Source organism: Butyribacter sp., assembly GCF_056818865.1.
This window is the reverse complement of sequence record NZ_DBLYGC010000038.1, coordinates 1-12,897: the sequence shown is the minus strand read 5'-3', so window position 1 is coordinate 12,897 and position 12,897 is coordinate 1. Positions and strand designations below refer to the sequence as shown.

Annotated in this window: 13 protein-coding genes and 2 tRNA genes; 11 read left to right on the top strand and 4 right to left on the bottom strand. The window is 37.0% G+C overall.

What is annotated here, in order from left to right; translation table 11 throughout:
• Positions 1 to 190: 190 nt before the first annotated feature.
• From ACZLXV_RS12915 to ispF, 3 genes are all read left to right on the top strand, one after another.
• A tRNA-Val gene (locus ACZLXV_RS12915) sits at positions 191 to 263 on the top strand.
• Positions 264 to 295: 32 nt separating this feature from the next.
• Positions 296 to 369, top strand: a tRNA-Met gene (locus ACZLXV_RS12910).
• Positions 370 to 459: 90 nt separating this feature from the next.
• Positions 460 to 1,008 carry a 2-C-methyl-D-erythritol 2,4-cyclodiphosphate synthase gene (gene ispF, locus ACZLXV_RS12905; protein WP_482383691.1) on the top strand — a complete coding sequence of 183 codons (549 nt, stop codon included), beginning with the start codon at positions 460 to 462 and terminating at the stop codon, positions 1,006 to 1,008.
• Here the strand turns inward: ispF and ACZLXV_RS12900 are convergent.
• On the bottom strand, positions 1,005 to 1,565 hold the full coding sequence (locus ACZLXV_RS12900) for a biotin transporter BioY (RefSeq protein ID WP_022225752.1): 561 nt from the start codon (positions 1,563 to 1,565) through the stop codon (positions 1,005 to 1,007). The two genes, ispF and ACZLXV_RS12900, sit on opposite strands and share 4 nt — an antisense overlap.
• Positions 1,566 to 1,723: 158 nt before the next feature.
• Between ACZLXV_RS12900 and ACZLXV_RS12895 the strand changes: the two genes are divergently transcribed.
• The 3 genes from ACZLXV_RS12895 (at position 1,724) to ACZLXV_RS12885 (ending at position 4,942) form a co-directional block, all read left to right on the top strand.
• A complete protein-coding gene (locus ACZLXV_RS12895; RefSeq protein ID WP_022225753.1) occupies positions 1,724 to 2,353 on the top strand; it encodes a hypothetical protein in 630 nt (209 codons plus the stop codon).
• Between the two features lie 67 nt (positions 2,354 to 2,420).
• Positions 2,421 to 3,560: a thiolase family protein gene (locus ACZLXV_RS12890; RefSeq protein ID WP_022225754.1), complete on the top strand. Its 1,140-nt coding sequence runs from the start codon at positions 2,421 to 2,423 to the stop codon at positions 3,558 to 3,560.
• A 71-nt stretch (positions 3,561 to 3,631) separates the two neighbouring features.
• Positions 3,632 to 4,942 (top strand): AMP-binding protein, encoded by a 1,311-nt coding sequence (locus ACZLXV_RS12885; protein WP_482383690.1) that lies wholly within the window; start codon positions 3,632 to 3,634, stop codon positions 4,940 to 4,942.
• Positions 4,943 to 5,079: 137 nt separating this feature from the next.
• Here ACZLXV_RS12885 and ACZLXV_RS12880 read toward each other — a convergent pair whose 3' ends face one another.
• A complete protein-coding gene (locus tag ACZLXV_RS12880) occupies positions 5,080 to 6,078 on the bottom strand; it encodes an Ig-like domain-containing protein (RefSeq protein WP_482383689.1) in 999 nt (332 codons plus the stop codon).
• Between the two features lie 217 nt (positions 6,079 to 6,295).
• Between ACZLXV_RS12880 and ACZLXV_RS12875 the strand changes: the two genes are divergently transcribed.
• Together ACZLXV_RS12875 and ACZLXV_RS12870 are read left to right on the top strand one after the other, a co-directional pair.
• Positions 6,296 to 7,507 carry an NADP-dependent isocitrate dehydrogenase gene (locus ACZLXV_RS12875; RefSeq protein ID WP_482383692.1) on the top strand — a complete coding sequence of 404 codons (1,212 nt, stop codon included), beginning with the start codon at positions 6,296 to 6,298 and terminating at the stop codon, positions 7,505 to 7,507.
• A gap of 163 nt (positions 7,508 to 7,670) precedes the next feature.
• The gene (locus ACZLXV_RS12870) at positions 7,671 to 8,561 is read left to right on the top strand and encodes an MYG1 family protein (RefSeq protein WP_482383688.1); all 891 of its coding nucleotides are present in this window, start codon (positions 7,671 to 7,673) and stop codon (positions 8,559 to 8,561) included.
• An 87-nt stretch (positions 8,562 to 8,648) separates the two neighbouring features.
• Here ACZLXV_RS12870 and ACZLXV_RS12865 read toward each other — a convergent pair whose 3' ends face one another.
• On the bottom strand, positions 8,649 to 9,479 hold the full coding sequence (locus ACZLXV_RS12865) for a P-loop NTPase (protein ID WP_482383687.1): 831 nt from the start codon (positions 9,477 to 9,479) through the stop codon (positions 8,649 to 8,651).
• A 419-nt stretch (positions 9,480 to 9,898) separates the two neighbouring features.
• Between ACZLXV_RS12865 and ACZLXV_RS12860 the strand changes: the two genes are divergently transcribed.
• On the top strand, positions 9,899 to 10,987 hold the full coding sequence (locus ACZLXV_RS12860) for a DUF6128 domain-containing protein (protein WP_482383686.1): 1,089 nt from the start codon (positions 9,899 to 9,901) through the stop codon (positions 10,985 to 10,987).
• Here the strand turns inward: ACZLXV_RS12860 and ACZLXV_RS12855 are convergent.
• Positions 10,972 to 11,517: a GNAT family N-acetyltransferase gene (locus ACZLXV_RS12855; protein ID WP_022225761.1), complete on the bottom strand. Its 546-nt coding sequence runs from the start codon at positions 11,515 to 11,517 to the stop codon at positions 10,972 to 10,974. The genes ACZLXV_RS12860 and ACZLXV_RS12855 overlap by 16 nt on opposite strands.
• A 329-nt stretch (positions 11,518 to 11,846) precedes the next feature.
• Between ACZLXV_RS12855 and rplM the strand changes: the two genes are divergently transcribed.
• A complete protein-coding gene (gene rplM, locus ACZLXV_RS12850; protein ID WP_022015334.1) occupies positions 11,847 to 12,287 on the top strand; it encodes a 50S ribosomal protein L13 in 441 nt (146 codons plus the stop codon).
• A gap of 19 nt (positions 12,288 to 12,306) precedes the next feature.
• A complete protein-coding gene (rpsI, locus tag ACZLXV_RS12845; protein WP_022015335.1) occupies positions 12,307 to 12,699 on the top strand; it encodes a 30S ribosomal protein S9 in 393 nt (130 codons plus the stop codon).
• Positions 12,700 to 12,897 lie beyond the last annotated feature (198 nt).

Below are 12,897 nucleotides of genomic sequence, written 5' to 3'. Positions count from 1 at the left end.
ATTATTACAATAACACTGATGTATGAAAGAGTAAATATCTACTGTGCAGGACTGAATTCCACCGCCCTATATGGCAGTGGAATTTAAAATTTCATTTTTGGAAAATAAAAAAGTTGAAAAAAAGTGTTGACATATGTAAATCTGTTTGATATAGTATAGAAGTCGCGTGAGACAAGCGAGACAAACGAAAGGGATCTTAGCTCAGCTGGGAGAGCATCTGCCTTACAAGCAGAGGGTCACAGGTTCGAGCCCTGTAGGTCCCATTGCAACACTTTTAGTTGCTACAATTTAATATGGCGGGATAGCTCAGTTGGCTAGAGCACACGGTTCATACCCGTGGTGTCGTGGGTTCAAATCCCTCTCCCGCTACTTCAAATCCTCTGAATATTTTCAGAGGATTTTTTGTGTAACAGGAAAAGATGTGAACTGCAAATAGTTTTTAATAAAAGGAGTTAAAATATGAGAGTTGGAATGGGATATGATGTTCATAAATTAGTTGAAAATCGTGATTTGATACTTGGCGGCGTAAAAATTCCTTATGAGAAAGGTCTGCTTGGACATTCTGATGCGGACGTTTTACTTCATGCCATTATGGATGCATTGTTGGGCGCAGCGGCACTTGGAGATATAGGAAAACATTTTCCAGATACGGATGACAGATATAAGGGAATTTCAAGTATTAAACTTTTAAGTGAAGTCGGAAAACTTCTCGATGAAAAATGTTATATTATAGAAAATATAGACGCTACCGTAATTGCTCAGCGTCCGAAATTAAGAAATTATATAGACGAAATGCGTAAAAATATCGCACAGACACTCGGAATTGATATAGAGCAGGTCAATGTCAAAGCAACGACAGAAGAGGGGCTTGGATTTACAGGAAGCGGAGAGGGAATATCTTCTCAGACAATATGTTCATTGTCTTCTATGTATGACTATTCTGTTGATATGACAAAAACGCACCCGACAGGATGTGCCGGGTGCAAGGGCTGTACTAACAAAAATTAGTCTATTGCATTATTTAATATGCGTCTGAAAACAGGTGCAATCTGGGCGGCAACAATGGCTTTTATCGTGTCAAGCACTATGAATGGTAAGAAGCCTGCGATAAATGCCGCCTTTAAATTTATTCCGCCGATAATCATTATCCATATAGAACCAAAAACATCAACAAATACAGCCGATATAATTGCTGCTATGGTAAATGAAATTCTGTTATATTCGCGCTTGCAGAATATAGGTAAGAGAATTGCAATAATAACAAATGCGAAAGAGTATCCGCCGTACTGGCCAAATAAATAACCTATACCGCCCTGACCGCCTATAAAGACAGGAACACCTACAGCACCGAGAAGAAGCCATACAAGAGATATTAGGAATGACTGTTCAAGTGCAAAAACCAGTCCAATCAATGTTACGACAAAGTTGAGTGCCGTGATATGTGAACCGTTTGGAAGTGGTATGCTTATGTAGGCAGATACACAGAGTACTGCGGCAAAAAGTGCCATAAGTACGAGATTTTGAGTTGCAAATATGTTTTTGTTTCTGGTAATAGAATTGTTCATTTTTATCCTCCGTTTTATACAATTATTTTTAACTGCAAATGAAAGTATATATTTAAAAAAAAGAGTTGTCAACCTTTATTTGAATATGGTTGACAAACAAGGCGAATCAAATATATACTGTTATAGTAGGTTTTTTAGAAAAAGAAATGAGGTTTATCGTGCATAAAAATTGTGGAAGAATAAGAAATTACTTTGCTGCTTTGTCAAAGCCTGACGGTTTTGAAAATTGGGTGATAGCAAAGGTAGAGATAAAAGCGGCTGTCACTGCCGATGAATTGGATAGCAATGTAAACAGTAATGAAATTAATGTACAGATAAAAAAGAAGAAAAAGAATTATGCATTGATTATTGTTGAAGATAATATTGTAAGTTTTGAAGTTTATCTAATCAGAATAATGAACAAAAGCAATGACAGATTTAATACGTCATCATCTGAAAGCGGTAAAAAGAACAAAGCAGATTTTTTGCAATATCTCTCTGATGAAAATATGTTTTTGGATAATACAATTTCCTTTAATAAAGATGAGATAACGGAATTTGTGTGTGATGTCGGGGACGGCAATCCGATTCACAGAACCGAAAATGCAGTTGTTCCGGGACTTTTAATGTTTGATGGGTTATTAGAGTTGTACAGTGTATTATCGTGTGAAATTAAATATATACTGCCTGTTTTTGAGGGGGAAAAGATTGAAATTTACAGGAAAGCTGACGGACTGGAAGCGTGGATATGGCGTGATGCCGACAAAAAAGATGCGGGATATGTAAAGGTGTTTGAGACAAAATATTAGGCAGAATGTCAACAGTTTGGCACACAAGGTACAAAAGATAAAATTCAGAATAGAGGGTTAACTTATTATGGCTTATATATTAGATGGATTGAGAAGTTATATAGGAATAGAAAACAGTATGTATCGTCATGTATCTGCTGAAGAACTGGGAGCAAAAGTTCTTGATGCGTTGTCTGATAAAACAGGGATAAAAAAGGCAGATTGCATAATAGCCGGGAATGGTGTCGGTGCAGGAGGAAATATATCAAGAGTAATGTCATTATCTTCTGTTTTTGGTGTCGGGACACCGGCATTTACAATAGACCTTCAATGTGGTTCGGCTTTGGAGAGTATTGCAGTTGCGGCGGCAAAGATAGATTCAGGACAGGCAGACATAATAATTGCGGGAGGATTTGAAAGCAGTTCTACTGCACCTAAGAGAGCATACAATGAGAATCATCCTGACTATGAAAAATATGGGGACGATTGGTATAAAGTTGCCAAGTTTGTTCCTGATGAACACAGGCAGCAGGCTATGTTAGAAGGTGCGGAAAGAACCGCAGTATCAGAAAAGATTACAAGGGAACAATTAAACAGGTGGGTTTTAAGAAGTCACGAACTTGCAAAAAAAGCAAGGGAAAGAGGTGTTCTTAGCGATATAACCGTGGAAATTCTTGAAGGATGTAACAGGGATGAGGGAATAAGAGACAGAATGAGCGAGAAGCTATTAAACCGTCTGCCGGCAGTTTTGAAAGAAGGAAAGATAATTACGGCAGGTAATGCCTGTCTTACAAATGATGGAGCAGCTTTTCTTGTGTTATGTTCGGAGAGATATTTGAGGGAAAATAAACTTAAACCTATTGGAAAATTTGTTGACATAGCCGAGGTGGGAACCAACCCGGGGCAGAGTCCTAAATCATGCATAGCTGCCATAGAAAAGCTGTTGAAAAAGAATGATATGTTGCCCGGTGAGATAGATATATATGAGTGTAATGAGGCTTTCGCCGTAATAGATGAGTTGTTTGCAAGAAAATATCCTGATGAGATTGAGAAATACAATATATTTGGAGGTGCTCTTGCGTATGGTCATCCGTATGGTGCATCGGGGGGAATAATAACGCTTCATGCTTTGAAAGCACTTGAAGAAAAAAGCGGTAAGTATGCGGTTTGTGCTGTGGCGGCAGCAGGGGGAGTAGGAAGTGCGATATTGATAGAGAATGTAGAATAAATAGAAAGAAATAAAATTAAAATATGATATTGTCAGGGGAAGGGCAGTAATGAAGTGAAATGAGGATTATTATGAATTATTACAAAATGATATGTGAAAAAGAACCGGAGAAACTTGCTATTGTTGAAGACGGAATACCATATACATACGGTGAACTTATACAGGTAATCGATGAGGTTTCTGCAAATTTGTCATTAAATGAGGATAAAATGTATGGTTTAGTCAACAACGGAACATGGAAGAAAATCGGTGAAGATAAAAAAAATGGGAAAAAAGTATATACAATAAAAAGCAGGTCATTTCTTGAGCAGTTGATATTGTTTATTGCGTGTAATAAAATCGGAATTATACCTATGATTGTTCAGCACGACATAACGGAACTTCCCAAGATAACAGAAATACCGGATGAAGTCTGCATGGCTGTTATGACATCGGGAACGACAGGAATACCGAAAATTCTTTATAGAACTTATGAGAGCTGGTGTGATTTTTTTCCTATTCAGAATGAAATATTTGGGATAAATGAAAAAAGCAGGATGTTTGTTCAGGGAAGCCTGGCTTTTACCGGCAACCTGAATCTTATTATGGCTCAGCTTTTTGCCGGTGCAGTTACTATTGTGGAAAACAAGTTTAATCCTAAAAGGTGGGAAAAAGCTGTAAAACATTGGGATGTGGATGTTATTTATCTTATTCCGTCAAAACTAATGTGCATACCGGACTGTTTTAATGAGAAGAATGTTAATATAAAAATGATTTTGTCAGGTTCGCAGAGTCTTGGAAAAAAAGATGCCGAAGCATTAAAAAAAATTTTTCCGAATACGAAAGTCATTTTGTATTATGGTGCAAGTGAACTGAATTATATTTCGTATGTGACCGATGAAAATATGAATACAAAGAGAAATCTTATCGGAAAACCATTTCCAAAGGTCGATGTGAGTGTTAAAGACGGAGAGATTTATGTTACAAATGATTTCCATGTTTATGGAGTAAAATGTCCGTTTTCTCTAAAGGATAGAGGATATTTTGATGATGACGGAAATCTTTATTTTGAGGGGCGTTCCGATGATATAGTAGGAATAAGGGGGAGAAAGGTTTCAAAGGCGAAAATTGAGGCAGCTATATGTGAATATGACAATGTAAGTGAAGCGGCGGTTGTTTTGGAGAAAGAAAAGGATATACTTACCGCATATGTTTCAGTCAAAGAGGGCGTAAGAGAAAGTATTTTTAATAATGAAAAAACATGTGCAGAGTTTGAGCAGGGGATATATAGATATATAAGGAAAAAACTTGCACATTTTGAGATGCCAAGGAAGATTATTCTTCTTAAAGAGATGCCACATAATGTGGATACAGGAAAAATTGATATAAAATCATTGAAGTAGATACAAAGTTTTTTATATTTGTTCGCAGCCTTCCTGATATATAGTTTTTTATAAAGCAACGTATTGGTTGATAACAGTGTACTGTATTATCACTGTTTTTGTTTCATGAAGTTTTATGGCAATGAAAGTTAAGTTTATTATTTTTGTTTTACGGTTACGGTGCAGATTGCCTTGGCACCATCTTCAGATACAGTAATGATGGCGGTACCGGCTTTTTTCGCTCTGATTATACCTTTTTGGCTGACAGCAGCAACAGATGTTTTTTTAGAAATCCATTTAGGAGTGTTGCCTGATGCTACATTGGCAACTAAAGTTATTTCATCACCCGGTTTTAGTGTTACGGATGTTTTGCTTAATTTTATGACAGGCGGTTTTACAGTTACTTCACATATTTTTTTGATACCGTCTACAGTTGCCGTTATAAGTGCCGTACCGTGTTTCAGTGCTGTGACATATCCGTTTTCATCGACATTTGCAACACTTGTTCTGTTTGATTTCCACACAGGATTTATTTTTGATGAAACTTCAGCGGTTATTTTTGCGGATTGTCCTCTGTACATGCTTAATGAAGAAGGGTTAAGTTTGACAGTCGGAGTTTTAACTTTTACTTTGCATTGGACTGTTGTGCTATCTGCCTTGACAGATATTATTGCATCGCCCGGTTTGCAACCTGTGACGGTACCGTTTTCATCGACAACAGCAACACTTGTCTTATTGCTTTTGTAAGTTATATCTCCTTTAGTTGAGGTTGTGACATTTAACTTGAACGATTCATTATGTTCAATGGAAATTGATTTTTCAGATAAAACTATTTTTGTTTTTGTCACAGTGATTTTACAGCTTATCTCAGTTCGTTTATTCTTTACATTTATTTTGCATGTACCGGGGGATTTTGCCGTCACTTCGCCTAATGATGTGACTGAAGCGATTTTACTGCTTGTACTTTTAAATGTCGGAATACTGCCGTTTGAAGAAACAGCGGCAAGATAAAAAGAGTCACCTATTTTCAATGTCTTTTGGTAACATGAAAGTAAAATAATGGGGTAGTTTGATGCAGCGTTTACTTTTACATTGTATGGAATACAAGAAATTAAAATAGCTGCAAGAGTTAACAGGTTTAAGAATTTTTTGTTCATAGTCCCCTCCTTACCGGAAGGCTGCGATAAATGTATCGTAAATGCCATTTATGAAAAAGTCAATGCGTGAATTGAAATATTGTAGGAATTTACAAAAATGTTTAGTTGATTTTGTGGAAAATAGACAAGTGTAGGAAAATGTGATACAATTATTCAGAGCATTTAAATGTATCAGTAAATGTATCAGATATAAATGACAGAAATCGGAGGGCTAATGATGGACAAAATTAAAATGACAACTCCACTTGTAGAGATGGATGGGGATGAAATGACACGCATACTTTGGAAGATTATCAAAGATGAGCTTTTACTTCCATATATAGATTTAAAGACAGAATATTATGATCTTGGTCTTGAACATCGTAATGAGACAGATGACAAGGTTACAATAGAGTCTGCAGAAGCTACTAAAAAGTATGGTGTTGCAGTAAAATGTGCAACTATCACACCAAATGCTGCCAGAATGACAGAGTACGATCTTAAAGAGATGTGGAAGTCACCAAATGGTACTATCAGAGCTGCTCTTGATGGAACAGTATTCCGTGCACCTATTCAGGTTAAGGGAATTGTTCCTTGCGTAAAGAACTGGGAGAAGCCTATCACACTTGCAAGACATGCATACGGTGATGTTTATAAAAATACAGAGATTAAAGTTCCGGGAGCCGGAAAAGCAGAGCTTGTATTTACAGGTGAGGACGGAAAAGAAATCCGCAAGACAATTCAGAAATTTACAGGTCCCGGAATCATTCAGGGAATACATAATACAGACAAATCTATCACAAGTTTTGCAAAAGCATGTTTCAATTATGCTCTTGATACAAAACAGGATTTATGGTTTGCGACAAAAGATACAATTTCAAAGATTTATGACCACAACTTCAAAGATATATTTAATGATATTTATGAAGCTGAGTACAAAGATAAATTTGAAGTAGCCGGCATAGAATATTTCTATACACTTATTGATGATGCGGTTGCCCGTGTTATGAAAGCAAAGGGCGGATTTATCTGGGCATGTAAGAATTATGACGGTGACGTTATGAGTGATATGGTATCATCAGCGTGTGGTTCACTTGCCATGATGACATCTGTACTTGTATCACCTACAGGAGTTTATGAGTATGAGGCTGCTCACGGAACAGTTCAGAGACATTATTATAAACATCTTAAAGGTGAGGAGACATCTACAAACTCAGTTGCAACAATATTTGCATGGTCAGGAGCACTTCGCAAGAGAGGTGAACTCGACAATATTCCTGAACTTATGACATTTGCAGACAAACTTGAAAAAGCAACACTCGGAACTATTGAGTCAGGAAAGATGACTAAAGACCTTGCGCTTATCACAACACTTGAAGATGTGACAGTATTGAACAGTCAGGACTTCATTAAGGCAATCAGAGAAAATCTTGATAAAGAACTCGCTTAGTATAAACTATACTAAATAGTATATATATCATACGGTTTTAGGTAGATTGAACCGGATGAGACAGCGGTTATTATTGAAAATGTGTTATTGATATGAAAAACGGCACCCTATGAATTTTTGTGTTCTGAGGGTGCCTGTTTTAAAAGTAAAGGAGGTTTTTTTTATGAGTTTTGGTGTGGATGAAAAAATATTTGAGGGGAAAGTTGAACTTCCTTCATGTGCGTTTACTCATGGTGCAAAATTTCATTCAGATGATGTTTTTGCAACAGCATTTCTTCAAATGATAAAACCTGATATACAAATTATAAGAGGGTTTGAGGTGCCAAAAGATTTTGACGGAATAGTTTACGATATAGGAAGAGGAAAGTTTGACCATCATCAGGATGACAAAGAATATAGGGAAAACGGCTGCCCTTATGCAGCGTTTGGTCTTTTGTGGAGAGAATTCGGAGCACAGTGTATTGGTGAGGAAGAGGCGCTAAGATTTGATGAGAAATTTATACAGCCGCTTGACGAATCAGATAATACAGGCTGCGACAATGACATAGCAAAGATTATTTCTGAATTTAACCCGGGCTGGGATTCGGAGTCGGATTATGACAGTTGCTTTGAAAAAGCCGTTGAATTTGCAAAAGTTATTCTTGTAAATCACTTTAATGCGGTTGCGGGGGTTTTAAGGGCAGCCGAACTTGTCAAGGCTGACATGGAAAAATGTGATGGTGAGATACTTATATTATCAAAATTTGTACCGTGGAAAAGTGTTGTTATAGACAGCGGTTACAAGTACGTTGTATATCCGTCAAATAGAGGTGGATACAGTATTCAGGGGGTGCCGGTGAGCACTGAGGATAATACTTTGATATGCGATTTTCCAAAATCATGGTGCGGAAAGGAAGCAGATGAGCTTAGAAAGATAAGTGGTATAAAAACACTTAGATTTTGTCATCCAAATGGTTTCCTGGCAGCAGCAGAAACTCTTGAAGACGCTGTTAAGGCAGCAAAACTTTCATTGGAAATTGGTATTGGCGGCATAAATATTTTAACACAGGAATAAATAGGGCAAATAAGCATCAGTATAAATTGTAAATATAAAAAATGTCAGGGTCAAATTAATGATTAGTTTTGACTCTGACATTTTTATTTATTTTGTTGCGTTTACAATAGCATCTATTGCCTGGTCAAACCAGTTTACATTAAGGCTTTCAACATCACCGGCATCACTTGCGGCAGCTATAGCAGGTGTCATAGGTATCTGACCGAGTACAGGAAGTTTGTACACGGCAGCTACTTCTGCAAGGTGGCTTTTTCCGAATACTTCTATGTGTTTGCCGCAATCAGGACATTCTACATAACTCATATTTTCGATAATACCGATAATAGGAACATTCATCATCTGTGCCATTTTTACGGCTTTTGCAACTATCATTGAGACAAGTTCCTGAGGAGATGTCACAATAACGATTCCGTCAACGGGAATTGATTGGAATACAGTAAGTGCTACATCACCGGTTCCAGGAGGCATGTCTACAAACATATAGTCTACATCAGTCCATATTACGTCCTGCCAGAACTGTTTTACAGTACCCGCAATAACAGGACCACGCCAAATAACAGGGTCAGTAGCATCATCAAGGAGAAGATTTACTGACATTGTCTGGATACCTGTCTTTGAATACACCGGATAAATTCCACTTTCGTCACCTCTTGCACGCTCGGTGATACCAAATGCTTTAGGAATTGAAGGACCGGTAATGTCGGCATCAAGGACAGCCGTATGGTAGCCTTTTTTCTGGAAATTTGCGGCAAGCATTGAAGAAATCATTGATTTGCCAACACCGCCTTTTCCGCTGATGACGCCAATTACTTTTTTTATTGAGCTTTTTGGATTTGGTTTTTCTATAAAACTTTTTGGGTCGCGGCTTGCGCATGCTTCACCGCAGCTTGAACAGTCATGATTACAATTTTCACTCATAATAATCCTCATTTCTGCACACATATCTGTTTGTTTATGATGTTGTCAGGAATGTGAACGAAAGTAAAGTCGTATCGCTTTATATCTGTGCTGTGTGCTTTATTCTAGATATAAAGTTCCTGAATAACTAACTATGTGATAAAGTATATCATTTTAAATTTTAGGTGTCAAAAAGCTTAAAAAGTCATAAAAACGGTGTGTGCATCATATATTTATATCATGATGCAAGGGGCAAAAAATAGATGGCGATGTATGTTTTGGCAGGAATTGTTATCTGAAGGCTTGGCAGGATTGCAGTGATACGTATAAATGTGATCTATTGCAAAAGCTATTGCTGTGGCATGTGGCAGAAGGAGTGTGGATGTCACAGCCGACTCTGATTTCAGTGACTGGGAATATTTGATTGATGGAGGCAGGTTATGAGTCAATATAAAAGAATGGTTTCTTATTTATACAAATACATAAATGGTGCAAAAAGCCAAAATACAGGATTTGTAAGGATAGAACTTATGGATAAGCAGTGCCGTTTTACAGTTCAGATGCGTATGATACCGTTTGAAGTATATCCAAAAGTGTATCTTTATATTCAAAAAGAGCGTGGGGCAAAGTGTATAGAAGTTTCTGACATGGGGGTAAAATCAGGAAATCTTGTAAGCAGATTTATGTTGAACCGGGAAAATATTGAACAGACAGGGTATTCATTTGATGATATTGATGGATTGATAGTGTATATCGGTAAAGAAATGTTTTTTGCAACTTCCTGGGTGAAAGACGAGGTAAAATTAGGTGAGATGGAAATTTTTTCACCGACAGGAAAAAAGGAAAATATATTTAAAACGGACAAATCAAGAGAGGATGCTTTTAACAGTGAGAAAATTGAAAAGGACAGTAACAAAGAGAATGGAACTGTCAGTCTTTCAGGTGAAACAGCAGAGAATAATAATGTTGAAGTCCATAACGGTAACGTAGCAGATATAAATGACAGTGCCGGAAGTGTGAATGGGGCTTTTGAAACTGAAAAAATTAAAAGTGATAACAATGAAAGTGCTGAGTCAGTGGATTTTGTGCAGGATGTTTCTAAAAAGGAGTCTGATGAAGAATTTGACCCCGAAAAAGTTATTATCAAGGCAAGCGTGTATGATGAGGGGGAAAAAGATTTTGGAGAGAGAATACTTAGTACGTTTCCGATAATGTATCCTTTTGTGTCAGGAATAATTGAGAAAAGTGTGCGTATAGAACTTAAAGATATAGGATGTCTTCCAATAAAAATGTGGGTGCTCGCCAATAATGCCTTTTTGCTTCACGGATATTGCAGTTACAGACATATTATTTTTGCAAAAATAAATACAGATGAAAAAGAAGTACAATATGCAATAGGTTCACCGGGCATTTATAATGAGTATGATGAGAAAATAGCCAGACAGCATGGTTTTATCTATTTTCAGCCGATAGGTGATGTCAAGGATGTATGCGGGGCATTTGGATATTGGATTCATCCGTTAAAGTAGGTGTACAAAAAGTGGTCTTCCCATGAATTGTTTATTTTTGCAAATTCGTGAAGATAACCTTCCTGTTTAAAACCGAGTTTGTTTAGCAGGCGTATAGAACTTGTGTTGTCAGGCATAACATATGCTTCTATTCTGTGAAGCGGATAGTCAAAACAGACTTCGTGAAGAAGAAAATTTAATGCTTCTGTCATGTAACCTTTTTTAGTATAGTCTTTATCGAGCTTGTATCCAATCATACAGCTGTTAAAGGCACCTCTTAAAAAATTGCTGAAACAAATAGTCCCGATAGGAAAATCGGGATTTTTTTTATCGAACATCCAGTAACGCATATAATTATTCTTGAAAAAGCTGTTGTATTCAAGAGAGAGATTTGCGCGTTGAAATGATTCGGTATAAAATCTGTCACTTCTTGCAGGCTCAAGAGGTTCAAGGACATCCTTATTTTTCTTATAAAAATTTAAAACTGTGGGAGCCCATGAAGGCTGCAGTATATTTAAAATTAGACGGTCGGTCTGATAAAATACATTCATGATTAAACCTCGTTTTAATTAATTATAATTGCTTATATAATAAATATATTCTTAATTATAGAATAATGAATGTAAAAATGGAAGAGAAAAAGAATAGATTTCGCTGTCACATGTTCTAAAGCAAAGTTTATATCAATCTCTGCGTTAAAGTGGCCACAGCGAAAATAATTCTGGTGAAAAAATGATTGACAGTTATATGAATACATTGTATAATAGTGAAATGTGGCGTGTGACATGCTGAACCAAAGCCCCGGTAGAGCATCTACGCGCAGTATATTTAATTTATGTAGTAGATAAGATTCTAAGTGAATAAGTTAGGAGGTACTGGGATGAAGAGTTATATGGCTAGCCCATCCACAATTGAAAGAAAATGGTATGTAGTTGATGCTACAGGACATACATTAGGACGTCTTGCAACAGAAGTTGCAAATGTATTAAGAGGTAAGAATAAGCCTACTTATACACCACATATTGATACAGGTGATTATGTTATCGTTATCAACGCTGATAAGATTAAAGTAACTGGTAAGAAACTTGACCAGAAGATTTACTACAATCATTCAGATTATGTTGGTGGAATGAAAGAAACAACACTCAAGGAAATGCTCGCTAAGAAACCTGAGTATGTTATAGATCATGCAGTAAAAGGAATGCTTCCAAAGGGACCACTTGGTCGTCAGATGTTTACAAAACTTCATGTATATGCTGGTGCAGAGCACGGACATGAGGCTCAGAAGCCGGAAGTATTAGAAATCAAAGAGAGAGCATAATTGAGAGGAGGAAAATACAGTGGCAAACGCAAAATTTTATGGAACAGGTAGAAGAAAAAGCAGTATTGCTAGAGTATATTTAGTACCGGGTACAGGTAAAATCACAATCAACAAAAGAGACATTGATGAGTACTTTGGTCTTGAAACATTAAAAATTATCGTTCGTCAGCCACTTGAGGCTACAAACACAACAGATAAATATGACGCTATCATTACAGTACGTGGTGGCGGATTTACAGGACAGGCTGGAGCTATCAGACATGGTATCTCAAGAGCTCTCCTTACAGTAGACGGAGACTTCCGTCCAGCACTTAAGAAAGCTGGTTACTTAACTCGTGACCCACGTATGAAAGAACGTAAGAAATACGGTCTCAAGAAAGCTCGTAGAGCACCACAGTTCTCAAAGAGATAATATTTACAATTCAAAGCGTTTTATGGCGTTTCAAGAAAATATGTTATACCTCGGAATTTCGGTTCCGAGGTTTTTTTTGTATAGGCCTAGAGGCCTCATTTGCGAAATGTAGTTTCTCTTGGAGGAGAAATGGAATGTAGCAAATAAATAAACCACCTGCTATGCGGGTGGTGGAAAGAGCTTAAGCGATGTGCAATG